Raw genomic sequence first — 26,355 nt, forward strand, 5'->3', positions numbered from 1 at the left:
GTGAGGACATCGGGCGATCCGGCCCGGGGAGTGGTCCCGAAATCCGGTCGGCGCCTACCGTGGACGGGTGAACGGAACTCTCGCGCGCCGCGACCTGTCGTCGTTGGGGCGCATCGTTCCCCTGGTGCTGGTGCCGCTGCTGCTGCTCGCCAGCACGTTTCCCGGTGCGTACCGGGTGCCCGCGGGCTACTGGGTCGTCGCGGTGGCGGCTGCCGCGGTCTTCCTGCTCGGCGGCCGGTGGCCGCTCCCGGTGTCGCTGGCCCTCTCCGCGCTTGCGGTGCCGATGTTCGCGGCGCACGCGTGGGGTCTGGCCGGGCTGGTGCCGTACCTCGGGGCCGTTGCCGTTGCCGAGGTCGCGATGCGGACCCACGCGGCCGCACCGATCGTGGCGGCGACCGTCTGCTGGGCGGCGGCGGTGCTCGCCGGCATCGCCACCTCGAGCTACGAGGAGTTCTGGCGACCCGCCACCGCCGTCGAGACCGTCGCGGTGGTCGGGTTGCCGCTGCTGCTCGGGCTGTATCTGCGGGCGCAGCGGGACCTCGCCGCGACGTACCGGTCCCGCGCCGCCGCGGCCGAGGCGCGGCGCGCGGACGAGGCGGCGCGGGTCCGGGCCGCGGAGCGGGGCGCGCTGGCCAGGGAGCTGCACGACCTGGTGGCCCACCACATGGCGTCGATCGTGCTGCGGATCGGGGTCGCGAGGCACGTGGTCGCCGACGAGGATCCGCGGACCCGCGCGGTCCTCGACGACGTGCACGCGACGGCGTCCGACGCGCTCGCCGACATTCGCGGACTGCTCGTCGCGCTGCGTGACCCGGTCCTCGGGGAGGTGGCGCTGGTGGAGGCCGACGCGGTGCCGGCCGAGCTGACCGCCGCCGCCGACCGGGTCGGTGCCGCCGGGTTCGCGGTGTCCGTCGAACTCGATTCCGACCTCGGCAGGCTCGACGCGATCGGCAGGCTCACGCTGCTGCGGGTGGTGCAGGAGTCGCTGACCAACGTGATGCGGCATGCGGATCCGGGGGGACCGGTGTCGGTGGTCGTCGCCCGGTCCGGTGCCGGTGTCACCGCCGAGGTCGCCAGCCGCGTCAGGGCAGGCACGGCAACACCATCGGGTGGGCACGGCCTGGTCGGGATGGCCGAACGCGTCACCCTCGCGGGCGGCAGCCTCGATGTTGGTCCCGTGGACGGGACCTGGCGGGTGCGGGCGTGGCTGCCCGTCGCGGCGGGGGAGGGCGACCGATGATCCGGGTGCTCGTCGTCGACGACCAGCGGCTGGTGCGGGCCGGGCTGCGGATGCTGTGCGACTCCACCGACGACCTGGAAGTGGTCGGTGAGGGTGCGAGCGGGGTGGAGGCGGTGCGGTTGGCCGCCGAACTGTCCCCGGACGTGATCCTGATGGACCTGCGGATGCCCGGCATGGACGGGGTGGAGGCCACTCGGCGCATCGCCGGGCCGGGCGCGTCACCGAAGGTGTTGGTACTGACCACCTTCGACGATGACGATCACCTGTATCCGGCGTTGGCCGCCGGGGCGGCTGGCTTCCTGGTCAAGGACACCGCCCCGGCGGATCTGCTGGCCGCGATCCGTCGGCTCGCGGCCGGGGAGCTGCCCTTCTCCCCGGATGTGCTGCGGCGGCTGGTGGAACGCGCGGTCGACCCGGCCCGGCTCGCCGGGTCGGGCGGCCCGGACCGGGGACCCGAGCTGACCGACCGGGAACGCGAGGTGCTGACCCTGGTCGGCGAGGGCCTCGGGAACCAGGAGATCGCCGACCGCCTGCATCTCGGGGTCTCCACCGTCAAGACGCACGTGTCGAACCTGATGGACAAGACCGGCTGCGACAACCGGGTGCGGCTGGCGGTGTTCGCGCACCGGCACGCCTGAGCTGTCCTCAGTGTCCGCCGTGCCCGGACGCCGTGCCCGGCGCCTGCCCACCGGTGCTCGGCGGCGTCGCACCGTGATCCATCCCGGTCATGGGCATCGTCATCGGCTCCGGCTTCTGGCCCGGCGCGAGGACCAGGAACTGGCCCATCATCCCCTGGTCCTCGTGCAGCATCAGGTGGCAGTGGTACATGTACGGGAACGTCGGGTCGGTGTACTCCGAGAACCGGAGGACCAGCCGGATCGTGGCGCCCGGCGGGGTGTAGACGGTGTCCTTCCAGCCGGCCAGCTCCGGCGGCGGCGACGCCCCGTCGATGTCGAGGATCCGGAACTGGGTGTCGTGCACGTGGAAGTTGTGCGGCCAGTTGTCGGCGTTGCGGACCGTCCACACCTCGGTGGTGTCCACGGTCGGGCTGAAGTCGATCCGGTTCATGTCCATCCGCTCGCCGTTGATCATGAACCACTGCAACTCGAAGCTCCGCTGCGCGACGGCGGTCGACGGGTCGAGGCGGGGGAGGGTCGTCAGCGTCGCGGGCAGCGGCGCGGACCGTCCGGGGCTGCGGGACGGGCGCAGTTCGAGGATGTCGAAGGTGTCGTCGAAGCCGTATTCGGCGGCGGTGCCCCGGTCGAGCCCGGCGCGGTCCTCGAACGGGAACGCGCGCAGCAGGACCGGGTCGGTGCCCGCCGCGACCACGATCTCGGCTCGCTCGCCGGGGCTGAGGGTGATCCGCCGCATCCGGGCGGGCTTCGCCAGCAGCCCGCCGTCGCTGGCGATCATCGTGAACTCGCGATCGTCGGCGAAGCCGAGGTTGTACATCCGGCCGCCGGACCCGTTGAGCAGCCGCAGCCGCACCGATTCGGTGCCCACCTTCAGGTAGGCGCCCGCGATCCCGTTGGTGACGATGGTGTCGCCGAGCAGGCCGACGTCGGTGGGATCGGACTCGTCGAGGGCGCCGTCCGCGGTGAACCGGCGGTCCTGGATGACCAGCGGGATGTCATCGACGCCGTAGGTATTCGGCAGGCCGAGGGCGTCGGCCTCGTCGTCGTCGACAAGGAACATGCCGGCCAGCCCCCGGTACGCGTGCTTCTCGGTGGAGCCGTGCGGATGCGGGTGGTACCAGAGGGTCGCGGCGGGCTGGTTGACCGTCCACGCCGGTTCCCACCGGGCGCCGGGGTCGATCGTCTGGTGCGGTCCGCCGTCGAAGCGGGCCGGGACATGCACCCCGTGCCAGTGCACGGTGGTCGCCTCTGGCAGGTCGTTGGTGATCGCGAACGCGACCCGCTCGCCGCGCCGGGCGCGGATCGTCGGGCCGAGCACCGATCCGTTGAATCCCCAGGTCGGCGTGGACTTCCCGGGAACCATCTCCGTGTGGCCCGCCGCGGCGGTCAGCGTGAAGTGCCGGACCCCGGCCGCGTCGACGCTGGAGTCGGCGAGCGGGGGAACCGGCAGCGGCCTGCGGCCCGACGCGTCGGCGGCGGGGTCCGCGTCGGCCGGGGTCGACTGCCCGCGAGCGCACCCGACGGACAGGGCGAGCGGGGCCGCGGCCATCCCGATCAGGACGGCGCGGCGGGTCAGCGGTGCGGTGGGCGGGCGGTTCACGGAACTCCTCGGGCGCGGCGGTGCGGGACGTCCCCAGTCTTCGCGGTCCCGGCGCGCGCGACCTCCGCCCCGAGGCCGGAGATCGCCGGTGAAATTCCTCCCCGCGGCCCTTGTGGAAGGTGGCGGTGAGGTGCTAGAGGCTGCGCCGGGACGCCGTGTGCACAGGGTTCCTCGCGCGTGCGCAGGGGTGTTCGGCGCCCAACACTCCCGCGCACACCGCAATCGGCGTGTGCACAGGGGGATTGCCGGGGGCGGGAGGGCCCGGCTCAGCGCAGCCGGGTGAGCACCTCGTCGTGCAGCAGGCCGTTGCTCGCGACCGCGCTGCCTCCGTGCGGGCCGTCGCTGCCGTCGAGGGCGGTGAACCGGCCACCCGCCTCGCGGACCAGCAGGTCGAGGGGGGCGAGGTCCCACAGTGACACCTCGGGTTCGGCGGCGATCTCCAGCGCCCCCTCGGCGAGCAGGCAGTAGGACAGGAAGTCGCCGTAGCCGCGGACCCGCCACACCGCGTCGGTCAGGTCGAGGAACCGGTCCCGGATGCCGAGGTCGCGCCAGCCGCTCAGGCTGGAAAAGCTCAGGCTCGCGGCGTCGAGACGGTCGACGGCGGACACCGCGATCCGCCTCGGTGCCGCACCGTCGAAGGAAGTGAAGGAGCCGGCGCCCGCGGACGCCCACCAGCGTCGGGACAGGGCGGGCGCGCTGATCACGCCGACGACCGGGACGCCGTCCTGCAGCAGCGCGATCAGCGTCGACCACACCGGCACCCCGCGGACGAAGTTCTTGGTGCCGTCGATCGGGTCGACCACCCACTGCCTGCCCTCGAAGCGGGCCTCGCCGCCGAACTCCTCGCCGAGCACGGCGTCGCCCTGGCGCTCCTGGTCGAGGATCGCCCGCACCCGCTGCTCCACCGCGAGGTCCGCGTCGGACACCGGCGTCAGGTCGGGCTTGTCGTCGACCTTGAGGTCGAGGGCGCCGAACCGGTCCCGGGTGATGGCGTCGGCGGCGTCGGCGATGCGCAGGGCGAGGAGCAGGTCGGCAGCGAGATCGGTCACGGGGGTACAGGCTACCGGCGGCGGCCTCCCGACTCCGGGGCACTCCGCACACCCGGTAGCCTTGATTCTCGTGCATCCCGACGTTTCCGCTGACCTCGCCGAACTCGACACCACCCTGACCACCGTCGAGACGGTGCTCGACGTCGAGGAGCTGCGTCGACGCATCGACGAGCTCGAGCACCAGGCCGCCGACCCCGACCTGTGGAACAACCAGGAACACGCCCAGCAGGTCACCAGTCAGCTCTCGCACGCGCAGGCCGAACTGCGGCGCGTCGAGGAACTCCGCTCCCGGCTCGACGACATGGAGGTGCTGTACGAGCTGGCCGAGGAGGACGGCGCGGACGCCGTCGCGGATGCCGACGCCGAACGCGCCCAGCTGCGCGAGGACATCGCCGCGATGGAGGTCAAGACGATGCTCTCCGGCGAGTACGACGAGCGCGACGCGCTGGTCAACATCCGCGCGGGCGCGGGCGGCGTTGACGCCGCGGACTGGGCCGAGATGCTGATGCGGATGTACATCCGCTGGGCGGAGAAGCACGGCTACGGCACCGAGGTCTACGACACCTCGTACGCCGAGGAGGCGGGCATCAAGTCGGCGACGTTCGCGGTCAAGGCGCCCTACGCGTACGGCACCCTGTCCATCGAGATGGGCACGCATCGCCTGGTGCGGATCAGCCCGTTCGACAACCAGGGCCGCAGGCAGACCTCGTTCGCCGAGGTCGAGGTGCTGCCGGTCGTCGAGACCACCGACCACATCGACATCGACGAGAACGACGTCCGCGTCGACGTCTACCGCTCGTCCGGCCCCGGCGGGCAGTCCGTGAACACCACCGACTCCGCCGTCCGCCTGACGCACGTCCCGACCGGCATCGTCGTCACCTGCCAGAACGAGAAGTCGCAGCTGCAGAACAAGGTGTCCGCGATGCGGGTGCTGCAGGCCAAGCTCCTCGAACGCAAGCGGCAGGAGGAGCGCGCCGAGATGGACGCCCTCAAGGGCGACGGCGGCAGCTCGTGGGGCAACCAGATGCGGTCCTACGTGCTGCACCCGTACCAGATGGTCAAGGACCTGCGCACCGAGCACGAGGTGAACAACCCGTCCGCCGTCCTCGACGGCGACATCGACGGGTTCATCGAGTCCGGGATCCGGTGGCGGATGCGCGGAGAGCAGGACTAGTTGACCGCCCTCGCGCTCGACTGGATCCCGGACACGGGATTCCGGAGATGGCTGTCGTCGAGCGGCCTCGAGATCGTCCTGTACGTGCTCGGGGGCATCCTCATCGCGCGGTTCATCAGCTGGGGCGGCGGCCGGATCACCGACCGCATCGACCTGGGCTACAGCCAGGGCGACGCCCTGGTGCGGTCCGAGGCCACCAAGCATCGGCACGCCCTCGCCCAGGTGATCACCTGGGTGCTGATCTCGATCGTCTACGTGCTCGTCGCGATCGAGGTGCTGCAGCGGCTCGGCTTCGCGATCGGCAGCCTCGTCGCGCCAGCCACCGTTCTCGGTGCCGCGCTCGGCTTCGGCGCGCAGCGCATCGTGCAGGACATCCTCGCCGGCTTCTTCATCATCACCGAGAAGCAGTACGGCTTCGGGGACGTGGTGAAGATCGCGATCACCGGCTCCGGCGACGACGCATACGGCACCGTCGAGGACGTGACGCTGCGGGTGACCCGGCTGCGGTCCTCGGACGGTGAGGTGATCACCGTCCCGAACGGGCAGATCGTCAAGGCCGTCAACCTGTCCAAGGATTGGGCGCGCGCGGTCGTCGACGTGCCGATCCCCGCGGCCGCCGACCTCAACCACGTCAACGACGTGCTGCGGACCGTGTGCCGGGAGGCGTTCGCCGACCTCGACCTGGAGCCGCTGCTGCTCGACGAGCCGACCGTGATGGGCGTCGAGTCGATCGAGGTCGACACCGTCAACATCCGGGTCGTTGCCCGCACCCTGCCCGGCAAGCAGTTCGAGGTCGGGCGCGCCCTGCGGATCCGGGTCGCGGCCGCGCTGCGCCGGGAGGGCATCTTCGTCGGCCCGGACCTCACCGTCGACCAGGGGGACGCGACGTGACCGCGGACGAGCCGACCCCGCAGAACCCGGCCCCCGAGAACCCGGCCCCCGAGAACCCGGCCCCCGAGAACCCGACGCCGGCACCGGAGCGGCCGTCCGCCGCGGACGCGGGGGACACCAAACGCGCCTGGTTGCGCCGGATCGAGCGGTCCGGCTGGTGGCATCGGGTGCGGCAGTGGCGGCTGCCCGGCCACCTGGGGCGGGCCAGGACCTCGACCGTGCTGATCGCCGTCGCGTTCGCCGCGACCGCCGTGCTGCACGGCGAACTGAACCCGGAGCTGCCCGCGCAGCAGCGTCCGGCGCCCGCCAGGACCGAGTCGCCAACCCCGACACCCCCGCCCGCCGCGAACACCACGACGCGGCCGCCCACATCCACCCCGCCGACCACCACCCCGACCCCGTCGGGGTCGGCGACCGGGACGGGCACCGCGGCGAGCACCACACCGACGACGGAGCCGTTGATCGTGCTGCCGCCGGGTCTGGTCCCGTCCGGTGTGGAACTGCCGCCGGGGGTTGCCGTCGAGACCACCGAGCAGCCGAGCGGGACGGTCACGCCGACACCGGCAACCAGCACACCCTGACGGGCGTCACCTGCGGGCATGTCGGACCTCGCTGCCGCATCGCCCGGCATGTCTAGACTGGCTCCTCGTGATCAGCGTGGAGAGTGTGTCGAAGTCCTACAAGGCGTCCTCACGGCCCGCCCTGGACAAGGTCAGCGTCTCGATCGACAAGGGCGAGTTCGTCTTCCTGATCGGAGCCTCCGGGTCCGGGAAGTCCACGTTCATGCGGCTGCTGCTGCGGGAGGAGACCCCGACGGCTGGCGAGATCCACGTCGCCGACTTCCACGTCAACCGGCTGCCCGCGCGGCGGGTGCCGAAGCTGCGGCAGTCGATGGGGTGCGTGTTCCAAGATTTCCGGCTGCTGTCGAGCAAGACGGTGTCCGAGAACGTCGCGTTCGCGCTCGAGGTGATCGGCAGGCCGCGGGACATGATCGAGCGGACCGTGCCCGAGGTGCTCGACCTGGTTGGCCTGTCCGGCAAGGCGGATCGGCTGCCGCACGAACTGTCCGGCGGCGAGCAGCAGCGGGTCGCGATCGCGCGGGCCTTCGTCAACCGCCCGCTGGTGCTGCTCGCCGACGAGCCGACCGGCAACCTCGATCCCGACACCAGCGGCGACATCATGCTGCTGCTCGAACGGATCAACCGGACCGGCACCACGGTGCTGATGGCCACCCACGACAACCACATCGTCGACTCGATGCGCAGGCGGGTGGTCGAACTCGACCTCGGTCGCGTGGTCCGCGACGAGGCACGGGGCGTGTACGGGGTCGGGCGCTAGCCCGCCCCGCCGTCCCGCCCCGACACACGAAGGACACCACCCGATGCGCGTCAGCTTCATCCTCGGCGAGGTCTTCACCGGACTGCGCCGCAACATCACCATGACGGTCGCGATGGTCCTCACCACCGCGATCTCCCTCGGCCTGTTCGGCAGCGGCCTGCTCGTCGTGCAGATGGCCGACAAGACGCAGCAGATCTTCCTGGACCGGGTCGAGGTGCAGATCTTCCTCACCGAGGACGTGTCCGCCACCGACCCCGGCTGCACCCAGGACCTCTGCCGCGGGCTGCGCGAGGACCTCGAGGGCACCGACGCGGTGGTGTCGGTGCAGTACCTCAGCCGCGAGGACGCGGTCGCCGACGCCAAGGAGCGGGTGTTCAAGGACCAGCCGGAGCTCGCCTCGATGGTCAGCCCGGAGGCACTGCCCGCATCGTTCAAGGTGCGGATGTCGGATCCGATGCAGTTCGGTGCCGTCGAGGACGCGTTCGCGCAGCGGCCCGGCGTCGACAGCGTGCTCAACCAGCGGGACCTCGTCGAGCGGCTGTTCAGTGTCCTCGGCGGTATTCGCAACGCGGCGTTCGCGATCGCGATCGTGCAGGCGATCGCGTCGATCCTGTTGATCGCCAACATGGTTCAGATCGCCGCGTACACTCGCCGCACCGAGGTCGGGATCATGCGCCTGGTCGGCGCCACCCGCTGGTACACCCAGCTGCCGTTCCTGCTGGAGGCGGTCGTCGCTGCCCTGGTCGGTGCGGGCCTCGCGATCGCCGGCCTGTTCACGGCGAAGAACATGTTCATCGACGACGTACTCACCGACGTGTACGACGCGAACATCGTCGCCCGCATCTCCAACAGTGACGTGCTGCTGGTGTCGCCGATCCTGGCGCTGGTCGGGGTCGGGATGGCCGCCGTCACCGCCTACGTGACGCTGCGCCTGTACGTGCGGGAATAACCGGTTGCCGGGGCGCACTATCCTGGTCTGTACGTGACATTGCCGAGGTACTTCGAAGGGGCCCGGACGTGAAGGAAAAGGGCCGCAAGGTCATTGCCACGAACCGTAAGGCGCGGCACAACTACACCATCCTCGATACCTTCGAGGCGGGCATCGCCCTGGTCGGCACCGAGGTGAAGAGCCTGCGCGAGGGGAAGGCGTCGCTGGTGGACGCGTTCGCGACCGTCGACGACGGCGAGGTGTGGCTGCGCGGCCTGCACATCCCCGAGTACGGGCACGGCAGCTGGACGAACCACTCGCCGCGCCGCACCCGCAAGCTGCTGCTGCACCGCCGCGAGATCGACAACCTCGTCGGCAAGTCCAGGGAGGGCAACCAGACGCTGGTGCCGCTGTCGATGTACTTCAGCGACGGCAAGGTGAAGGTCGAGCTCGCGCTGGCGAAGGGCAAGCAGGACTACGACAAGCGTCAGGACATCGCCCGGCGCACTGCGGAACGCGAGGTGACCCGGGAGATCGGGCGCCGCGTGAAGGGGATGAGCCGCTAGCCTGCGTCGCCGCCGCCTGCGTAGCGGGACGCGACCGCGGTCGGCATCACCTCGTATCGCAGGTGCGCGCGGGCGAAGTCGGCGGTGCCGTGGGTGAGCGAGCGCAGGTCGACCGGGTAGCGGGCGAGTTCGATCTCGGGCACCTCGGCGCGCAGCAGCGTGGTCCCCGGCTCGGTGGTCTCCGTCCCGAGCACGTGCCCGCGCCGCGCCGACAGGTCGCCGAGCACGGCACCGAGGTAGTCGTCGGGCAGGACGACGCGGACCGCGGCGACCGGTTCGAGTAACCGGATCTCGGTGCGGCTCGCGGCATCCTTGAGCGCCAGCGCCGCCGCCGTCTGAAAGGCGGCGTCCGACGAATCCACCGAATGCGCCTTCCCGTCGACCAGGGTGACCCGCACGTCGACGAGGGGGTGGCCGGTGCCGACCCCGGACAGCAGCTGGGTGCGGACGCCCTTCTCCACCGACGGAATGAAGTTCTTCGGCACCGACCCGCCGACCACCTGCACCGCGAACTCGAAGCCCCCGCCCGCGGGCAGCGGTTCGACCTCCAGGTCGCAGATCGCGTACTGGCCGTGCCCGCCGGACTGCTTGACCAGGCGGCCGTGCCCCGACGACCGCGCGCCGAACGTCTCCCGCAGCGCGACCCGGTACGGCACGGTGTCGACGTGCACGCCGTGCCTGCTGCGCAGCCGGTCGAGGGTCACCTCCGCGTGCGCCTCGCCGGTGCACCACAGCACCAGCTGGTGGGTCTGCGGGTCCTGCTCGAGCCGCAACGCCGGATCCTCGACGGTGAGCCGGGTCAGCGCCTGCGACAGCTTGTCCTCGTCGGCCTTGCTGTGTGCCTCGACCCCGATCGGCAGCAGCGCCGCGGGCAGCGGCCAGGCGGGCATCGGTGTCGTCGCCGGGTCGTCGGTGAGGGTGTCGCCGATGTGCGTCGCCGCGACCTTCGGCACGCAGACGAGGTCGCCGGCCACCGCCTCCGGGACCGGATGCGTGGTCTTGCCGAACGGGCCGGCGAGCGTCGTCACCCGTTCCTCGGTGGTCTGCTCCCCGAGCACCCACAGGTGAGTGTCCGGGCGCAGGGTGCCCGCGTACACCCGGACCAGGTTGATCCGGCCCACGTACGCGTCGCCGACGATCCGGATGACCTGGGCCGTCAGCGGGGCAGCCGGGTCGGCGGCCGGGCCGGGCCCGACCCGATGCGTCGGATCCGGGAACGCCCCGGCGATCAGGTCGAGCAGCTCCGCGGCGCCGAACCCGGAGTCGGTGACGGCGAGCGCGGGATGCAAAGTGCAGTCGACGATCTCGTGCCGCAGCCCGGCGAACAGCGCGTCGGTGTCGAGTTCCTCACCGCCGAGGTACCGCTCCATCAGGGTGTCGTCGAGACCGGAGATGGCCTCGACGAGGCTGTCCCGTGCGGCGCTGGTGTCGGGCGCGCCCTCGGTGTCCCCGTATCCGCGACCGGTCAGCAGGTCGATCGACCCGCGGGGGGCGCCGCCGTCGTCGGGCACCGGAACGAACATCGCCCGCAGCGTGTCGGGCCCGAGGCCGAACGCGTCGTGGCAGGCGGCGAGGATCTCGGCGAAGCCCTCCCTGGCGAGGTCGAGCTTCGAGACCGCGATCGCCCGCGGCACGCCCGCGTCGGACGCCTCCCGCCACAGCGCCCGGGTCGGCGCGGTGACCGGGTCGGTCGCGGAGACGACGAACACCGCGCCGTCCGCCGCCCGCAGCCCGGCGCGGAGTTCGGCGTCGAAGTCGGGATGTCCCGGCGGATCCAGCAGGTTGATCCGCACCCCGGCCCAGTCCAGGGGGAGCACCGACAGTTGCACCGACCGCTGCTGCTGGTGCTCGATGTCCTCGTGGTCGGAGACCGTGGTTCCGTCGGCGACGCGGCCCGCCCTGCCGATCGCGCCGGCGGCCAGCGCGAGGGATTCGGCGAGGGTGGTCTTCCCGACCCCGCTGCATCCGACGAGGACGACGTTGCGGATCCGGTCCGGTCCGGTGACCGATGCGGCGGGCGTCGAGCGGGACGAGGTTCGGTCGGCCACGATGGCCTCCTCACGGTGGCGGTGCCGCCTGGGGTGACGGTGTCGGCTCGTCGTCGAGTCTAGGCCCGAACCCTCGCCGCGGCCGGACGATTCGGCCGCCCGCCGCCCGCGTCAGCGGTCCACGCGCTCCCACATCTGCAGGTACGCCTCGGCGCCGCGGCTCAGGTCCTCGATGATCCGGTCCCCGTCCTCGCCCGCGTGGATCCGCATGTCTTCGATCCAGTCGGGGATCAGCCCGTACTGCGCGACCCCGTCGACGTTCAGGTCGAAGACCCGCTCCCCGGTCCGCTGCCGGTCCATCACGGTGCCGCCGTCGAAGGTGGTGTACGGGTAGCGCAGCGGGCTGGTCGCTGCGTCGGTCCGCGGCCGCGCCTGCGGACCGAAACCGTTGGTGTCCGCGCCGTACCCGAAGCCGAAGTAGTAGTCGTCGCTGCGCATCCCGCGGGCCTCCCGCCACGCGGAGACGAAGTCGTCCTGCGTCGGGTCGGCCTGCGGGGTCGACGCGTAGGCCGCAACGAATCCGCCGAGCGCGTAGATCCGCTCGTAGTTCAGCGGGTCGGTCCAGCTGTGGCTCGACACCACACCCGAGTACCCGGCCTCCTCAAGGATCGTCAGGGTGTCCGCTGCGGTCTTCACGCTCATGTGGTCGACGTCGACGATCATGCCGCGGGCCATCATGCCGCGGACCATGTGCTCGCCGAGGTCGGTCAGGCCGCGGGTGTTGCACAGCGGTCCGGACGGGTACACCGGTGTCGTGACGCCGGGCGGCAGCGCGGCGAGCGCAGCGGCGGGTCCGTCACCGACGGACAGCAGCTCGTTGTCGCGTTCCCGGGTCGTGCACGGCTCCGCCTCCCAGAACCGTCCGGTGCCGATGAAGTTGCCGACATTGACCGCGACCCCCTGGATGCCCGGGTCGAACCGGACGCCGCCGAACGCGTTATCGAACTTGTGGGTGACGACCATCTGCCGCACCCCCATCGCGTACACCTCGTCGAGGCCGCGGTCGATGTCCTCGGCCGTGCATTGCGGCACGCCGTCCCGGATGCTGCACCCGAACGGTTCCGACGTTTCGACGCCGAGGGTGACGGCGAGCTTGCCCGCGGCGGCGACCTCGCGGACCTCGGCGGGGGAGCTGACGATCCGGAACCAGCCGCGGCCGGGACCGCCGTACTGGGCGTCGATGTAGTCCTGCATCTCGTGCACCTGCTGCGCCTGCGCGCGAATGGTGTCCATGTCGTTGCAGGACCGGTTCTTCAGCGGGTAGATGTCGCACAGCACCCGGTTGTTGACCAGCAGGTTGGTGAAGATTCGCAGGCCGCCGCGCCAGGCGCGTTCGACCCAGCGGTAGTAGGTCTGCTCGTGGGTCAGCGAATCGGGGTGCGGCCAGTCCCGGAAGGTGGGCCAGCCGACGGTGTCGTGCTCGGCGACCGGGGAGCCGTGGGACAGGATGTTCTCCAGCAGCGCGGGCAGGCCGTCGGTGCCGTGGTCGGCGCAATCCCGCAGGGCGGCGGTGATGCCCTGCGGGTCGAACGGGGTGCCGCAGTGCACCTGGCCGCCGATGAACAGGTTCGCGTCGAGGTGCACGTGGGCGTCGATGAACCCGCGGACCTCCCCGTTCGGCCCGGTCCCGGCCAGCGGCGTTCCGGTCGCGTTCACCTCGGAGTCGGGGAAGTCGGCGCACCCCGACGTCGGGACCAGCGTGAAACGGCCGCCGTCGGGGTCGATCCCGGGGTCGGTGGAGAAGAACCTGCCCTCGTTGGCGGTGAGCTGGTCGCCGGTGTCGGTGGAGACGATGCTGTAGACGCCGCCGGTGTGCGTCAGGGTCCAGTCGGTCGCGGGGGTGGCGTCGCGGGTCGCGACGATCGCCGGGCCCGCAGGCGTGTCGTCGGTGGCGAGCAGGTCGCCGCCGCGGCCGTAGAACATGAACCGACCCAGCTGTGCGGCGTGCAACCGGAATGCCTCGGCCTCGGCTGCGGTGCCCGCGTCGATCCGGTAGCCGTCCGGGGTGAGCCGGGCGAACGCTCCCGTCTGCTCGGAGCGGAGGGCGTAGCAGCCGTTCGCGAGCCCGAACACGGGGTCGTCGCCGGGACCGGTGGGCGCGGGCTCCGGGGCCGCACCAGCGGAGGTCGCGCCGCCGACCACGAGTGCGGCGGCGACCCCGAGCGCGGGAAGGACACGGCGAAGGCGGGCGGCGAGGGTCATGTGTGTCCGAGGTCTCCCGGGTCGGGTGGGTGTGGCCTGAATCATCGGGCGGGTGGGTTCGCAGCGTAGGCGGTAGCTGGACATATGTCCAGGTTTGGGTGCGTCGACACGCCGACCGGAAAATGGGGATGATTTCCCCGCCGCGGCGCGTTACAGTGTGTGGTCCCAGCAGGTTGCTGGGTACGTACGGGGCTGAACGGTTTCGACTGCGTACGTTTAGTTTGGGGAAGCGTGTCGGTGCAGGCAAGAGACCACCGTAAGCGTCGATGCAACCAATTAAGCGCCGATTCCAATCAGCGCGACTACGCTCTCGCTGCCTAAGTAGCGAAGCGTGTCTGTCAGTCCGATCTCGCCCTCGGGTCGGGTACTGGCATCAGCTAGAGGGCTTTACCGCACGGCTCGGTCACGGAGTCGGGCGGGACATCCAACAGTGACTGGGATCGTCATCACGGCTTGTTCGCGAGACCGGGAGATCCAAGTAGAGGCATAGCGAACTGCACACGGAGAAGCCCAGGCAAATTTGCGTAGGACCCGGGTTCAATTCCCGGCAGCTCCACCGCATGAGGCCCCGGACCACACGGTCCGGGGCCTCGCCCCGTTTCCGGGCCCTGCCGCGGCTACGCTGGTCGTCGTGGACACCGGCGACGTCGACTTCGCGCACACCGACGCGGCCTCGCGGCGGCGCCGCGACAAGGCGCTCGGGCTGGCGCGGTTCGTGTGGGACCTCGGGATCGGCAGCGCCGACCTGCTCGCGATGCCCGACGAGCGGCTCCGCAAGCTCGCCCGCGCCGCTGGCGCGAACCCGCCGAGCACGCACGAGACGTGGACCGTGGTCGCCGACCTGCTCGACGAGAAGAACCGCTGGGCCGCGGCCCATCCGGGCGACCCGCGCGCCGTCCCCGCGCACGCCGACGAGAAGATCACCTGGGTCAAGCCGCCGCTGCCGCCGTGGCCCGCGCCGTAGTCAGCAGTTGCTGGGAGCGGGCACGCCCCCGAACCGGTCACCGAGGTAGCCGAAGACGCCGGGGATGCCCTCGATCGCGGCGGGTCCGTGATCGCCGGGCAGCACGTTGAACAACACCCGGGTGCCGGACGCGCACCAGCGGCTCATCGTCGCCGACGTCGAATCGAGCGGTGCCAGCTGGTCGCCCGCCCCGTGCCACGCGAACACCGGAGCGGTCGGGGCGCCCGGATAGGTCAGCAGGCTGTTCTCGTCGAAGACTGTGCGCATCGGGGGTTGCAGCACCCGGTTCGGGTCCTGCGTCATTTCACCGGTGCTGTGGCCTGCGCCGTCGTCGATGATCTGCTGTGAGCAGGCGTTGACGATCCGATCGCGCAGCGACCTGCCTTCCTGCGTCAGGAACGGCGACACCATGATCTGGTTCGGGTACTCCCGCTCGAGGCCGAGCGTCGCGGCGAACGCCAGCCCGAACAGCGGGTGCGGGGCCGGGCCGAGACCGGCGGCCATCTCGATCAGATTGGTGGGGACACCCCCCTGCGCGACCCCGACGATCGGCAGGTCGGGCGCGTATGTCGGGGCCAGCGCGGCGGCCCAGCCGGTGGCCATGCCGCCGCCGGAGTAGCCGACGAGGCCGACCGGGCTGCGGACCAGGCGCAGTTCGGGCAGGTGTTTGACCGCGCGGATCCCGTCCAACACGATCTGCCCGCCGAGCCGGGCGGCGCCGTACGCGCTGGTCGGTCCGAGGTGGTCGGGAATCGTGACGGCCCAGCCCCGCAGCAGCAGCGGCGCCAGCGCGGGAGCCTCGGTGAACTGCCCGTTGAAGAGGGTGTGCGACGGCCCGCACTGGGTGCCGAGCGAGTTGATGATCGCCTGATAGGACACCAGCGGGCGGTCGACGCCGCCGCGCGGCACCATCACCGTCGTGGCGGCCGCGATCGGCGCGCCCGATGAGTTAGTGGATCGGAACAGGACCTGCCAGCCGTCGGCGTTGCCGTACCGGGAGACGTCGACGGGGCGGGTGCGCAGCACCTCCCCGTTGGCGCGGGCCGCGAGGTCGGGCGGCGCCCAGTAGAACGGGTCCGGGTCGGCGACCGGAGTCGTGGGCTGGGCCTGTATGGGGGGAGTGGCGAAGAGCAGGCAGGCGAGCATTGCGAGTGCGGCGGCCACGGACCGCCCGAGCAGAATGCGCATGGAAGTCCCTTTCCGCCCTACAGCGTAAACCGCTTCGCGGTCCGTGCGTGATTTTCACCACTATTGGGGTAAAAATCACGCACGGCGGCGGAGCCGCCACATCTGCACCGGCGCGCAGCGCAGCGGAGCCGCCACATCTGCACCGGCGCGCAGCGCAGCGGAGCCGCCTCATCTGCACGGGCGCGCAGCGCTACCAGGCGGTGATGATCGGGCCGGGGGTCCACGTCCCGGACCGGGTCACCGTTGCGGTGTCGACCCGGGCCGGGCCCGCGGCGCGGTCGATCGGGACGAACTGCTCGATGGACCCCCAGTCCCGGTCCCAGTCGTGCGCCAGGTAGGACGGGATGGTGCGGGCACCGAGCAGCATGCCGGTCCAGCCGAGCGGCCCGCCGCCGGCGTGGTCCTGCCAGCGTCCGGTGGCGATGGCACCGTGCCGGTCCGGGAGGATCCGGTACTCGGGCACCTCCGCGACGCCGTTGCGGTGCAGCATCTGCGCCTGGCACGGGAAGTTCAAGCCGACGGCCCAGTCCAGCAGCACCGGTGTCTGCGTCCCGACGACGTCCTGCAGCGTCTGCGTGACCGGGACCCGCGGCGGCGTGAACGCGAGCCACTGGTCGCCCGCGATGTCGGTGTCGGCGGCGACGATGCGCACCACGTCGGCCTCGGCGGGCAGCCGGTCGAGGGGGACCCGCAGGTTCCGCCACGACGGGACCGGGCCGATGTCGATCGGGGTGGTCGAGCCGAGCATCCGCACCCCGACTGCGTCGGTGACGCCGTACTCGACGTCGAGCCGCTGGCCGTAGGTGGCGATGCCGTCCGCGTCGACGGAGTGGATGCGGCCCGCGACGGCGATGGAGATCAGGTCGCCGCGCGAACCCTCGCTGTCCGGGTCGGGCAGTCGGTACCAGTCGGTGGTCACCTGCGCGGCGCCGGACGCGCCGTAGCTGCCGAGCACCGGGGTGGACGCGGGCGCGAGACCGAACGGCAACGCGACGGTGGAGCCGTTGACGCCCTCGCCGCCGAATCCGCCCGCGGTTCCCGCGCCGGCGGTGTCACCGGAGTCCCCGGTGCGGTCGATGGTGTTGGCGGTGCCTGCGGCGAGATCCTCCTCGTCGGGGGTCAGGTCGGCGGCGACGCCATTCGGGGTGAACCCGTCCCCGCCACCCGCGGTGAGCCCGGCTGCGATGTCACCCGACAGCGGCCGCAGCGTGGACGCGTTCGGATCGGTTTCCAGCAGAACGTCGTTCGCGAGGCCACAGCTGTTGCCGGTGATCGAGTCGATGCTGGACCGCGCCACCGAGTACGCCGGGTACTGGGCCACCGCGCCCTTCGCGAGGGAGAGCACCTCGAACAGGACCAGCGCGGCGGCGGCCACCGTCAGCGGCGGGATCGACCACAGCCGCCCGGGGTCGCGTCGCCGGTCCGCGGTGGGGTGCACGTGGTACCAGGCGGCGACCGCGAGCAGCGCGAGGGTGGCGCCGAGGAGCAGCGTCGCGAAACCGACGCCAGCGACGGACGGCGGCTTGTCCCACCACGGGACACCGTAGCTCGACACGTACCACCAGCCGTTCTGGCTGACGAACGACATCGTGACCAGGAACGTGACCGCCGCCGCGAACAGGGCCCGGTTGCGACGCGACCGCAGCACGACGGGCGAGACCGCGATCGCGGCGACCACCGCGACGGACGCGGCGAGCCCGGCGTAGATGCCGAAGTGGTGGGTCCATTTCGTCGGCGCGAACATCATCAGCACCATCGCGCCGAGGGTGATGCCCACGATCCGGCGACTCGGCCCCTGCGCGGTGCCGGGGATCTGCCCGCCGCGCCGCAGAATTGCCACGATCACCGTGACCAGGCACAGGATCATCGTGAACACCGCGAAGCGGCGCGAGAGGGATCCGTCGACGCTGATCTGCAGCAGCCACTGGTAGCGCATGTACTCCATGAACCAGGGGTCGGCGGGGCCGATGGCGTGCACCTGCTGCATTTCCCGGACCGCGGCGAGGGTCTGGTCCGCGAACACCAGCGCCAGCACCCACACGCCGGCCGCGATCAGCGGCAGCAGGGTCGCGGCGTAGCCGACCGCCCGCGCCCGGTCGGCGATGATGCGGGCGATCGGGCGGGCCCCCGCGATCAGGGCGGCGAAACAGATGATGCCCGACGGGCCCGCTGTGACGGTGACGGCGCCGACCAGGATCGCGGCCGCCGCGGGCAGCAGCCGCCGCGTCGCGATCGCGCGTTCGACCGAGCACCAGGTGGCGAGGACGCCGACCGCGACGATCGGTTCGGGACGCAGGCCGTTGTTGAACGGCAGCCAGAACGCGAGGAACACCAGCGCTCCGGTCCACAGCGGGCCCCGCGACGCGCGCGCCGCGGCGCCGAGGCGCGGCGCCACCTCCCTGCTGATCAGCCACCAGCCGAGCAGCCCGGCGCACAGCGCGGGCAGCCGCATCCAGATGCTCGCCGTCGAGACATGGGTCATCCAGGCGAGGACGTCGTAGAACGGGGTGCCGAACGGGGCCTCGGGGACACCGAACCAGCGGAAGTAGTTCGCCATGTAGCCGGCCTCGCCCGCGGCGCGGGCCATGCCGAGCTGGTAGCCGTCGTCGGCGGTGTTCGCGCCGATCACATGCCACAGGCCGAGGGTGCCGACGACGAGCGCGTCGATCCGGGTGAAGCTCCACCACCGGGCGGGCAGGAATCGTCGGGTTCGCCGCCCGTCGGCGGCGTCGATGCGGTGCAGTGCGACCAGCGAGACCGCGGTCGCGAGCGCGGTGAGCAGCATCGCGGCCAGCTTCAGCGGGGTCGGGGCGGTGCTGAAACGGGTGTCGAGCTGCGCGGTCACCGACAATCCGTCGGCGGTGTCGGGCAGCTGCGAGAACACCCCGACCAGCTGCGGACGCAGGTCCTCGGCCAGCGTCGCCGTGACCTCGCCGACGGTGGCGGTGGTCCCCGCCGGGTCGGAGCGGACGGTGATCGTGCATCCGGCGGTCAGGTCGTCCAGAGGGGTCGACACCAGCACCCGGTCCCGGACGATCACGTCCAGCCGCGGGTCGGGGTCGGCGACGACCTTCGCGACCAGGCCGTACCGCTCGGCGTCCCGGCTCCCGATGGGCGCCGTCGACACCAGCACCCCGCCGTCGGGCAGCTGGCCGACGGCGGCGCACGGGATCGCGACGTCGAGGTCGATCGGCGCATACGACACCAGCGGTGCCGTGACACCGGTCGTCGCCCCGTTCTGCGGCCAGGACACCGTCGCCGCGGTCTGCCGGACCGGGAGGAACGGGATGGAGACGGCGAGAACGATGCCGAGCAGCGCGCTGACCGCCGCGACCAGGCGTGGCCCGCGGAGCCGGGAGGGCGGGGCGGGGGTGGCCCGTTCCGCGGGGTCGGCGATCGTCTTGGTGTCCGTCACGGCTCGACATGCTAACGACTCGGCAGGGCGCACCTGCAGAGCCGCAGGTCGGGACCCTTGTTAGCCTGACGAGATGGCGCCGGGTGAGACGTGTGAACTGCCGATGTTCCCGCTCGGTGCGGTGCTGCTGCCCGGCGAGGTGCTGCCGCTGCAGGTGTTCGAGCCGCGGTACCTGGCGATGATCGAGCACTGCACGGCGTCCCCGGAGCGGATGCGGTTCGGGGTGGTGCTGATCGCCCGCGGCAACGAGGTCGGCGGCGGCGACGAGCGGACCGGTGTCGGGACCGTCGCCCGGATCACCTCGCTCCGCCGCGCGCCCGGCAGGCTGCTGCTCGGCTGCGTGGGGGAGGAGCGGATCCGGGTGGACGAGTGGCTGCCCGACGCCCCCTACCCGCTGGCGCGGGTGCGGTCGTGGCCGGACGACCAGTCGGAGCCGTCGGCGGACGACGTCGCCGCCCTCACCGACCGGATCACCGAACTCACCGACCTGGGATCGACCGTCGCTGGTGCGCCGCGGGCCCCGGACTGGTCGCAGCTGACCGGATCGGCGGGGGATCGGTTGTTCACGCTGGCCCGGGTGCTGCCCCTCGGCCCGCTCGACAAGCTGCGGGTGCTGACCGCGCCGACCGCGGCCGAGCGGGTGCCGGTGCTGGCGCGGGCCGTGGACGACGTCGTCGCGGCCCTGCGGTTCCGGCTCGGCGGGCGCGGGTAGCGGGGACCGGAGGAGGTGGCGGGTGACGCGGGAGGACGTCCCGGTGATCGCCGTGGTCGCGGCGGGCGGCGCGCTCGGTGCGCTCGCCAGGTACGCGCTGACGGTGGCGATCCCGCCAACACCCGGGCAGCTGCCGGTGGCGACCGCGATCGCGAACGTCACCGGCTGTTTCCTGATCGGGATCCTGATGGTGGTCGTCACCGAGGTGTGGACCGGGCATCGGCTGCTGCGCCCGTTCCTCGGGGTCGGTGTTCTCGGCGGCTACACCACCCTCTCCACCTACGCGGTGGAGGTCCGGGAACTGCTCGCGGGCGGGCGCACCCCGCTCGCCGTCACCTACCTGGCCGGCAGCGTCCTCGCGGCACTGGCCGCGGTCCTCGCCGGCCTGTGGATCGCGCGGGCCGTCGTCGGCGCGCGCGTCGGGAAGGGAACCTGACATGACCACCGACCGGCACACCGTGCACTCCCGGTCCGAACTGCGGCTGTCGATCATCCTCGGGCTCGACGACCTGTGGCACCACCGCCCGACGTACCAGGAGATCGTCCGCCGCGCCCGCGACGCGGGACTCGCAGGCGCCAGCGTCTGGCGCGGCATCGAGGGCTACGGCGCGTCCTCGCGCATTCACACCACCCGCCTCCTCGACCTCGCCGACGGGCTGCCGGTGCTGGTGGTCGTCGTCGACGACGAGCCCCGCATCCGCGCGTTCGTCGCGGCCGTCGCCGAACTGCTCACCCGGGCGACCGTCACCGTCGACCGGGTCGAACGGTTGCACATGAGCGACCGACCGGAGTGACCGCGCCCGGCGCATCGCTCGCCCCGGTCCTGCTCGTCCTGCTCGGCGGGGCGCTCGGGGCACCGGCCCGCTACCTCCTCGACCGGGCGGTGCAGTCCCGGCACGACAGCGCTTTCCCGTGGGGGACGCTGTGCGTCAACGTGATCGGATCGCTGATCCTCGGTGTCCTCGCCGGCGCCGCGACCGCTCACGACAGTGCGCTGTGGACGCTGCTCGGGACCGGCTTCTGCGGCGCGTTGACCACGTTCAGCACCTTCGGCTACGAGACCGTCCGGCTGTTCGAGGACCGGGCGCGGCTGTACGCGGTGGTCAACGTCGTGGTCACCGTCGTCGCCGGGGTCGGCGCGGCGGCCGTCGGGTTCACCCTCGGCCACCTGCTCGCCTGATCGAATGCCGCCCGCGAACGGACCGCATGGTCGAATTGACGCCATGGCCCACCCCCGCGCTGGCACCCCCGCACGCCCCGAGGACCTTGAGGACCTCGCCCACCTGGTGACGGCCTACTACAGCCGGATCCCGGACCCGGGCAACCCCGACGAGCGGGTCGCGTTCGGCACCTCCGGGCATCGCGGGTCGAGCCTCGACGGTGCGTTTAACGAGGCCCACATCCTCGCGACGACGCAGGCGATCGTCGAGTACCGGGCGAGCCGCGGCCACACCGGACCGCTGTACCTCGGCCGGGACACGCATGCGCTGTCCGAACCGGCATGGACCAGTGCCCTTGAGGTCCTCGCGGGCAACGGCGTCGACGTGTTCGTCGACGCCGCGGGCCGGTACACCCCGACCCCCGCCGTCAGCCACGCGATCCTGCGTCACAACGCGCAGGCGCCGTCCGCCCTCGCCGACGGAATCGTCGTCACCCCGTCGCACAACCCGCCCCGCGACGGCGGTTTCAAGTACAACCCGCCGACCGGTGGGCCCGCCAGCTCGGACGCGACGTCGGTGATCGAGCGCCGCGCCAACGAACTGCTCGCCGCGGGCCTCACCGGGGTGCGCCGGGTGCCGCTAGCGACCGCACTCGCGACCGCAGCGCACCCGCACGACTACCTCGCCACCTACATCGACGACCTGCCGAACCTCGTCGACCTCGACGCCGTCCGGGCCGCGGGCATCCGGATCGGCGCCGACCCGATGGGCGGCGCCGCGGTCGACTACTGGGGTGCGATCGCGGAGCGGCACCGCCTCGATCTGACCGTCGTCAACCCCGCCGTCGATGCGACGTGGCGGTTCATGACCCTCGACACCGACGGCCGGATCCGGATGGACTGCTCGTCCCCGGACGCGATGGCCTCGCTGATCGGGGCCCGCGACCGCTACGACCTCGCGACCGGCAACGACGCCGACGCCGACCGGCACGGCATCGTCACCCCCGACGCCGGGCTGATGAACCCGAACCACTACCTGGCCGTCGCGATCGACTACCTGTACCCGCACCGCCCGGCCTGGGACGCGGGGGCCAGGGTCGGCAAGACCCTGGTCAGCTCCTCGATGATTGACCGCGTCGCCGCCGGGGTGGGCCGCGACCTGACGGAGGTGCCGGTCGGCTTCAAGTGGTTCGTGCCGGGCCTGGCGTCGGGTGAGCTCGGGTTCGGCGGGGAGGAGAGCGCGGGCGCGTCGTTCCTGCGCCGCGACGGCCGCGTCTGGACCACCGACAAGGACGGGATCGCGCTCGCGTTGCTGGCCGCCGAGATCCTCGCCGTCACCGGCCGCACCCCGTCGCAGCGGTACCGCGACCTCGCCGACCGGTACGGGGACCCGGTGTATGCGCGGGTCGACGCGCCCGCCGACCGCACGCAGAAGGCGGCACTCGCCGCGCTCACGCCGGACGCGGTGACCGCGACCGACCTCGCTGGCGAGGCGATCACCGCGACCCTCACCGCGGCGCCGGGCAACGGAGCACCGATCGGCGGGCTGAAGGTGTGCACCGCGAACGCCTGGTTCGCGGCCCGGCCGTCCGGCACCGAGGACAAGTACAAGATCTACGCCGAGTCCTTCCTCGGCGCGGACCACCTCAGACAGGTGCAGGACGCGGCGCGGGAGTTGGTGTCCCGCGCGCTGGGCGAGGGCTGACGTCGCCGTTGGTTCCGTAATGTCACATTGGCGGTCGCCACGTGACCGAATGTGACATTACGGAACCCGCCGGTCGACGGACTAGTTTGGATCGGTCATGACTGCAGCCGAATCCGCCCCCGACTCCCGGGACACCCGACTCCCCAGCGAGATCTGGGTTCTCGTGAGCGCGAGCTTCGTCATCGCGCTCGGCTACGGCATCGTCGCGCCCGCGCTGCCGCAGTTCGCGGTCAGCTTCGGCGTCGGCGCGTTCGCCGCGACGGTCGTGATCTCGTCGTTCGCGTTCATGCGCCTGGTGTTCGCGCCGGCCAGCGGGTCGCTGGTGCAGCGGATCGGCGAACGCCCCACCTATCTGACCGGGCTGCTGATCGTCGCCGCGTCCACCGGGGCGGTCGCGTTCGCGTCGAGCTACTGGCAACTGCTGATCTTCCGGGGGATCGGCGGCATCGGCTCCACCATGTTCACCGTCTCCGCGCTCGGGCTGCTGATCCGGATCACCCCGCCGCACATCCGGGGCCGGGTCTCCGGCCTGTACGCGACCTCGTTCCTGTTCGGCAGCATCGGCGGCCCCCTTGTCGGCGCCGCCCTCGTCGGGTTCGGGCTGCGGGTGCCGTTCCTCATCTACGCGGTTGCCCTGCTGATCGCGGCGGCCGTCGTGTACTTCCGGCTCAAGAACTCCGCGCTCGCCACCCCCGAGACGTCGAGCGACGCGGCAACCATGACCTTCCGTCAGGCCGTGCGGCTGCCCGTGTACCGGGCGGCGCTGCTGTCCAATTTCGCCAACGGCTGGGCGGTCTTCGGGGTGCGGGTCGCGCTGGTGCCGCTGTTCGTGGTGCAGGCGCTGCACGCCAGCGACGGCTACGCGGGCATCGCGTTGACCGTCTTCGCGGTCGGCAACGCGCTCGTCCAGATCCAGGCAGGGCGCCTCTCCGACGCGTACGGGCGGCGACCGTTCGTCCTCGCCGGGCTCGTCGTCAGCGGACTGTGCACCGCGGGCCTCGGGTTCAGCCCCAACCTGTGGGTGCTGTTCGCGCTGTCCGCGATCGCGGGCGTCGGATCCGGACTGATGAACCCCGCGCAGCAGGCCGCCGTCGCCGACGTCATCGGATCCAAGGCCCGCGGCGGGCCGGTCCTCGCCGCCTTCCAGATGGCATCCGACGTCGGCTCCGTCGTCGGCCCGCTCGTCGCCGGGGTGCTCGCCGAGCAACTGACCTACGGCACCGCGTTCGCCGTCACCGGCGCGCTGACGGTCCCCGCGATCGCGGCCTGGCTGCTGGCCGGTCGATCAGCCGGGCACACCCACCCCGATCACCAGGCCGACAAGGTACGTCGCCCCGACCGCGATGAGCCCGAACAGCAACTGTCGTAGCCCGCCCCACACCAGCGGCCGCGACGTCAGGTGCGCGGTCGTCGCACCGACCACCAGCAGGCCGACGCACCCGACCGTCAGGCCGGCGATCAGCGACTCGAAGCCGAGCAGGTACGGAATCAGCGGGATGATCGCCCCGATCGCGAACATCAGGAACGACGACGCGCCCGCGACCAACGGGGACGGCTTCTCGGTCGGGTCGACACCCAACTCGTGTGTCAAATGGATCGTCACTGCCTGCTCGGGATCGCGGTGCACCTCCTCGGCCGCCGCCCGCGCGGTCGCCTCCGACATCCCCATTTCCACGAATGTGCCCACCAGTTCGGTCTGCTCGGAGACCGGATGCTTGCGCTGCGCCCGCGCCTCCACCCGCACCTCGGCGTCGATCTGCTGGTTCGCCGTCGACACCGACGCGTACTCGCCCAACGCCATCGAGAATGCGCCCGCCGCCAACCCGGCGACCCCGCTCAACACGATCGCGTGCGCATCCAGACCCGCGCCGCCGACACCCGCGAGCAGCGAGGTGTTCGTCACCAGGCCGTCCATCGCCCCGAACGCGGCCGCCCGCAACCACCCACCGGACACGTTGGCGTGCCGGTGATCGAACTCGTGCGGAAGCGCACCGTGGGGCAGGGGAGATCCGGGCTCGCCGGCGCGCGGGTGCGGCGCATCGCTCATGACCGTGAATCTACGCGCGGCGACGATGGCGGTGCCGGATGCGCGCCGGCGGTAGCGTGAGGGCCGTGTCGAACCGTGCAGTTCCCTGGACGTCGATCGTCAGCCTGCTCGCCCGGGTCGCGCTGGCCGCGGTGTGGCTGATCTCGGGTGGCATCAAGTTGGCCGATCCCACCCAGACGGTGGTCGCGGTGCGCGCCTACCAGCTGCTGCCCGAGGGGCTCGTTCGGCCGGTCGCCGCCGTCCTGCCGATGGCCGAGATCGCGCTGGGTCTGCTGCTGCTGGTCGGGCTGGCGGTGCGCTGGACGGCGGTCGCGTCGGCGGCGCTGCTGCTGCTGCTGATCGCGGTGATCGTCTCGGTGTGGGCGCGGGGGCTGTCGATCGACTGCGGCTGTTTCGGTGGGGGCGGCGCCGCCGACGTCGACGGCTGGGACTACGGCCGCGAGATCCTCCGCGACGTCGGGTTCCTGGTGCTCGCGGCGTGGCTGATCATTTATCCCCGCAGCCCCCTCGCGTTGGGTCCCGGCTCGAGGGCCGGACACTCAGTTCCCGTTCAGCCGAAGGTGGCAGAGTAAGGCCACACTGTGACGTGGCGGCGGGTGCACCGACGCCTGTCACACGGACTATCCCCGGAGGACCGCAGCAGTGAGCACGAAGAAGACCAAGCCCGTCACGGCGGCGCCGCAGGCGACGTCGAGTCGATCGACCTACATCCTCGGCGGGATCGCGGTGCTGGTGATCGCCGCGGTCGTGATCGGCGGCGTGCTGTGGAGCAGCAACCGCAGCAAGCCGCGCAACGAGGGCTACGGCGGAGTGTCCAACGCGGCGGTGCAGGTGAGCACCGACGCCGAGGGCGTCGTCCGGCTCGGCGTCCCCGACGCGCCCACCACCATCGACCTGTTCGAGGACCCGATGTGCCCGTACTGCGCGGAACTCGAGCACACCAACGGGCAGGAGGTCGCCCAGAAGATCGACGAGGGCCAGCTCGCGGTCCGATACCACACCCTGGACTTTCTGAACCGGCTCTCGGCGAGCGGCGACTACTCGTCGCGCGCCGCGGGGGCACTGCTGTGCGTCGCGGACAGCGGCAACGCGATCGCGTTCTCGGCGTTCCACACCGCGCTGTTCTCGCCGGACAATCAGCCTGCCGAGAACGGCAAGACGGATCACAGCAACGCCGACCTCGCGCAGCTCGCGAAGGACGCGGGCGCCGACGAGCCGACCGCCGCCTGCATCGCCGACGGCGCGAAGGTGGAGCAGGGTGCCGCTGCCGCGCAGACCGGCCGGGAGGCCCTCGCCGCGACCGGCGCAGCGGGCACCCCCGCGGTGGTCCTCAGCGACGGCACCGTCGTCGACGCGCTCGGCGACCCGAACTGGGTCTCCAAGCTGAACTGACCGCCGACCGGGTGGGGGGGCCCAAGACAACGGTCTGGCCCTGCACGAGCAGCCCGGTCGCCCATGCATAGCTGAAGATGCTAGCGCGCTCAATAGTGCAGG

The 26,355-nt window shown here is 71.7% G+C and carries 24 protein-coding genes and 1 other RNA gene; 18 read left to right on the forward strand and 7 right to left on the reverse strand.

What is annotated here, in order from left to right:
- Positions 1–67 precede the first annotated feature (67 nt).
- A complete protein-coding gene (locus tag ACWF62_RS18160) occupies positions 68–1,240 on the forward strand; it encodes a sensor histidine kinase (protein WP_452630862.1) in 1,173 nt (390 codons plus the stop codon).
- A complete protein-coding gene (locus ACWF62_RS18165; protein WP_378507005.1) occupies positions 1,237–1,878 on the forward strand; it encodes a response regulator in 642 nt (213 codons plus the stop codon). The genes ACWF62_RS18160 and ACWF62_RS18165 overlap by 4 nt, the downstream gene beginning before the upstream one ends.
- Before the next feature lie 7 nt (positions 1,879–1,885).
- Here the strand turns inward: ACWF62_RS18165 and ACWF62_RS18170 are convergent, their stop codons facing one another.
- Positions 1,886–3,424, reverse strand: a complete 1,539-nt coding sequence (locus ACWF62_RS18170; RefSeq protein WP_378507054.1) for a multicopper oxidase family protein — start codon at positions 3,422–3,424, stop codon at positions 1,886–1,888.
- A gap of 317 nt (positions 3,425–3,741) precedes the next feature.
- Positions 3,742–4,524 (reverse strand): histidinol-phosphatase, encoded by a 783-nt coding sequence (gene hisN / locus ACWF62_RS18175; RefSeq protein ID WP_378507006.1) that lies wholly within the window; start codon positions 4,522–4,524, stop codon positions 3,742–3,744.
- A 70-nt stretch (positions 4,525–4,594) separates the two neighbouring features.
- On the opposite strand from hisN, the gene prfB reads away from it, so the two are divergent.
- The 6 genes from prfB to smpB all read left to right on the forward strand — a co-directional run bounded on the left by prfB (position 4,595) and on the right by smpB (position 9,421).
- Complete coding sequence (gene prfB / locus ACWF62_RS18180; protein WP_378507007.1) at positions 4,595–5,698, forward strand: peptide chain release factor 2; 1,104 nt, start codon at positions 4,595–4,597, stop codon at positions 5,696–5,698.
- Complete coding sequence (locus ACWF62_RS18185; protein ID WP_378507008.1) at positions 5,699–6,589, forward strand: mechanosensitive ion channel family protein; 891 nt, start codon at positions 5,699–5,701, stop codon at positions 6,587–6,589. It begins immediately after the preceding gene.
- Positions 6,586–7,170, forward strand: a complete 585-nt coding sequence (locus ACWF62_RS18190) for a hypothetical protein (protein WP_452630863.1) — start codon at positions 6,586–6,588, stop codon at positions 7,168–7,170. The genes ACWF62_RS18185 and ACWF62_RS18190 overlap by 4 nt, the downstream gene beginning before the upstream one ends.
- Positions 7,171–7,237: 67 nt before the next feature.
- Positions 7,238–7,927: a cell division ATP-binding protein FtsE gene (gene ftsE, locus ACWF62_RS18195; RefSeq protein WP_378507010.1), complete on the forward strand. Its 690-nt coding sequence runs from the start codon at positions 7,238–7,240 to the stop codon at positions 7,925–7,927.
- 43 nt (positions 7,928–7,970) lie between these two features.
- A complete protein-coding gene (gene ftsX, locus ACWF62_RS18200) occupies positions 7,971–8,876 on the forward strand; it encodes a permease-like cell division protein FtsX (RefSeq protein WP_378507011.1) in 906 nt (301 codons plus the stop codon).
- Between the two features lie 68 nt (positions 8,877–8,944).
- Positions 8,945–9,421: an SsrA-binding protein SmpB gene (gene smpB, locus ACWF62_RS18205; protein WP_378507012.1), complete on the forward strand. Its 477-nt coding sequence runs from the start codon at positions 8,945–8,947 to the stop codon at positions 9,419–9,421.
- Here smpB and ACWF62_RS18210 read toward each other — a convergent pair.
- Positions 9,418–11,469 (reverse strand): elongation factor G, encoded by a 2,052-nt coding sequence (locus ACWF62_RS18210; protein WP_452630864.1) that lies wholly within the window; start codon positions 11,467–11,469, stop codon positions 9,418–9,420. The genes smpB and ACWF62_RS18210 overlap by 4 nt on opposite strands.
- A gap of 111 nt (positions 11,470–11,580) precedes the next feature.
- The gene (locus tag ACWF62_RS18215; RefSeq protein WP_452630866.1) at positions 11,581–13,671 is read right to left on the reverse strand and encodes a peptidase; all 2,091 of its coding nucleotides are present in this window, start codon (positions 13,669–13,671) and stop codon (positions 11,581–11,583) included.
- Positions 13,672–13,859: 188 nt separating this feature from the next.
- On the opposite strand from ACWF62_RS18215, the gene ssrA reads away from it, so the two are divergent.
- Both ssrA and ACWF62_RS18225 read left to right on the forward strand, forming a co-directional pair.
- Positions 13,860–14,230: a transfer-messenger RNA gene (gene ssrA, locus ACWF62_RS18220) on the forward strand.
- 72 nt (positions 14,231–14,302) lie between these two features.
- The gene (locus ACWF62_RS18225; protein WP_452630867.1) at positions 14,303–14,635 is read left to right on the forward strand and encodes a hypothetical protein; all 333 of its coding nucleotides are present in this window, start codon (positions 14,303–14,305) and stop codon (positions 14,633–14,635) included.
- On the opposite strand, the gene ACWF62_RS18230 is transcribed toward ACWF62_RS18225, so the two are convergent.
- Entirely contained in the window at positions 14,636–15,823 is a 1,188-nt protein-coding gene (locus tag ACWF62_RS18230) for a lipase family protein (protein WP_378571130.1), read from the reverse strand. It lies immediately after the preceding gene.
- 190 nt (positions 15,824–16,013) lie between these two features.
- Positions 16,014–19,238 carry an arabinosyltransferase domain-containing protein gene (locus ACWF62_RS18235; protein ID WP_452630868.1) on the reverse strand — a complete coding sequence of 1,075 codons (3,225 nt, stop codon included), beginning with the start codon at positions 19,236–19,238 and terminating at the stop codon, positions 16,014–16,016.
- Between the two features lie 73 nt (positions 19,239–19,311).
- On the opposite strand from ACWF62_RS18235, the gene ACWF62_RS18240 reads away from it, so the two are divergent.
- The 6 genes from ACWF62_RS18240 (at position 19,312) to ACWF62_RS18265 (ending at position 24,183) form a co-directional block, all read left to right on the forward strand.
- Positions 19,312–19,950: an LON peptidase substrate-binding domain-containing protein gene (locus tag ACWF62_RS18240; protein ID WP_452630869.1), complete on the forward strand. Its 639-nt coding sequence runs from the start codon at positions 19,312–19,314 to the stop codon at positions 19,948–19,950.
- A 22-nt stretch (positions 19,951–19,972) separates the two neighbouring features.
- Positions 19,973–20,386 carry a fluoride efflux transporter CrcB gene (gene crcB, locus ACWF62_RS18245; protein WP_378571136.1) on the forward strand — a complete coding sequence of 138 codons (414 nt, stop codon included), beginning with the start codon at positions 19,973–19,975 and terminating at the stop codon, positions 20,384–20,386.
- Between the two features lies 1 nt (position 20,387).
- Positions 20,388–20,744 (forward strand): DUF190 domain-containing protein, encoded by a 357-nt coding sequence (locus ACWF62_RS18250; RefSeq protein ID WP_452630870.1) that lies wholly within the window; start codon positions 20,388–20,390, stop codon positions 20,742–20,744.
- Positions 20,741–21,130: a fluoride efflux transporter CrcB gene (crcB, locus tag ACWF62_RS18255; protein ID WP_452630871.1), complete on the forward strand. Its 390-nt coding sequence runs from the start codon at positions 20,741–20,743 to the stop codon at positions 21,128–21,130. Before ACWF62_RS18250 ends, crcB (ACWF62_RS18255) begins: the two co-directional genes overlap by 4 nt.
- A 43-nt stretch (positions 21,131–21,173) precedes the next feature.
- The gene (gene pgm, locus ACWF62_RS18260) at positions 21,174–22,814 is read left to right on the forward strand and encodes a phosphoglucomutase (alpha-D-glucose-1,6-bisphosphate-dependent) (protein ID WP_452630872.1); all 1,641 of its coding nucleotides are present in this window, start codon (positions 21,174–21,176) and stop codon (positions 22,812–22,814) included.
- A gap of 97 nt (positions 22,815–22,911) precedes the next feature.
- Positions 22,912–24,183 carry an MFS transporter gene (locus tag ACWF62_RS18265; protein ID WP_452630873.1) on the forward strand — a complete coding sequence of 424 codons (1,272 nt, stop codon included), beginning with the start codon at positions 22,912–22,914 and terminating at the stop codon, positions 24,181–24,183.
- Here ACWF62_RS18265 and ACWF62_RS18270 read toward each other — a convergent pair.
- The gene (locus tag ACWF62_RS18270) at positions 24,100–24,861 is read right to left on the reverse strand and encodes a VIT1/CCC1 transporter family protein (protein ID WP_378571145.1); all 762 of its coding nucleotides are present in this window, start codon (positions 24,859–24,861) and stop codon (positions 24,100–24,102) included. The genes ACWF62_RS18265 and ACWF62_RS18270 overlap by 84 nt on opposite strands.
- A 65-nt stretch (positions 24,862–24,926) precedes the next feature.
- Between ACWF62_RS18270 and ACWF62_RS18275 the strand changes: the two genes are divergently transcribed.
- On the forward strand, positions 24,927–25,433 hold the full coding sequence (locus ACWF62_RS18275; RefSeq protein ID WP_452630874.1) for a MauE/DoxX family redox-associated membrane protein: 507 nt from the start codon (positions 24,927–24,929) through the stop codon (positions 25,431–25,433).
- A gap of 70 nt (positions 25,434–25,503) precedes the next feature.
- Positions 25,504–26,253 carry a DsbA family protein gene (locus ACWF62_RS18280; protein WP_378571149.1) on the forward strand — a complete coding sequence of 250 codons (750 nt, stop codon included), beginning with the start codon at positions 25,504–25,506 and terminating at the stop codon, positions 26,251–26,253.
- The last annotated feature ends 102 nt before the right edge of the window (positions 26,254–26,355 follow it).

This window comes from Rhodococcus sp. NPDC054953, from assembly GCF_053609225.1.

What these genes read in the sequence shown, in the direction of transcription:
- ACWF62_RS18270 (WP_378571145.1), bottom strand. Translation starts at nt 24,861, where the DNA reads ATGAGCGATGCGCCGCACCCGCGCGCCGGCGAGCCCGGATCTCCCCTG.
- ACWF62_RS18240 (WP_452630869.1), top strand. Translation starts at nt 19,312, where the DNA reads ATGGCGCCGGGTGAGACGTGTGAACTGCCGATGTTCCCGCTCGGTGCG.
- ACWF62_RS18265 (WP_452630873.1), top strand. Translation starts at nt 22,912, where the DNA reads ATGACTGCAGCCGAATCCGCCCCCGACTCCCGGGACACCCGACTCCCC.
- ACWF62_RS18165 (WP_378507005.1), top strand. Translation starts at nt 1,237, where the DNA reads ATGATCCGGGTGCTCGTCGTCGACGACCAGCGGCTGGTGCGGGCCGGG.
- ACWF62_RS18170 (WP_378507054.1), bottom strand. Translation starts at nt 3,424, where the DNA reads ATGGCCGCGGCCCCGCTCGCCCTGTCCGTCGGGTGCGCTCGCGGGCAG.
- pgm (WP_452630872.1), top strand. Translation starts at nt 21,174, where the DNA reads ATGGCCCACCCCCGCGCTGGCACCCCCGCACGCCCCGAGGACCTTGAG.
- ACWF62_RS18230 (WP_378571130.1), bottom strand. Translation starts at nt 15,823, where the DNA reads ATGCGCATTCTGCTCGGGCGGTCCGTGGCCGCCGCACTCGCAATGCTC.
- ftsX (WP_378507011.1), top strand. Translation starts at nt 7,971, where the DNA reads ATGCGCGTCAGCTTCATCCTCGGCGAGGTCTTCACCGGACTGCGCCGC.
- ACWF62_RS18215 (WP_452630866.1), bottom strand. Translation starts at nt 13,671, where the DNA reads ATGACCCTCGCCGCCCGCCTTCGCCGTGTCCTTCCCGCGCTCGGGGTC.
- ACWF62_RS18250 (WP_452630870.1), top strand. Translation starts at nt 20,388, where the DNA reads ATGACCACCGACCGGCACACCGTGCACTCCCGGTCCGAACTGCGGCTG.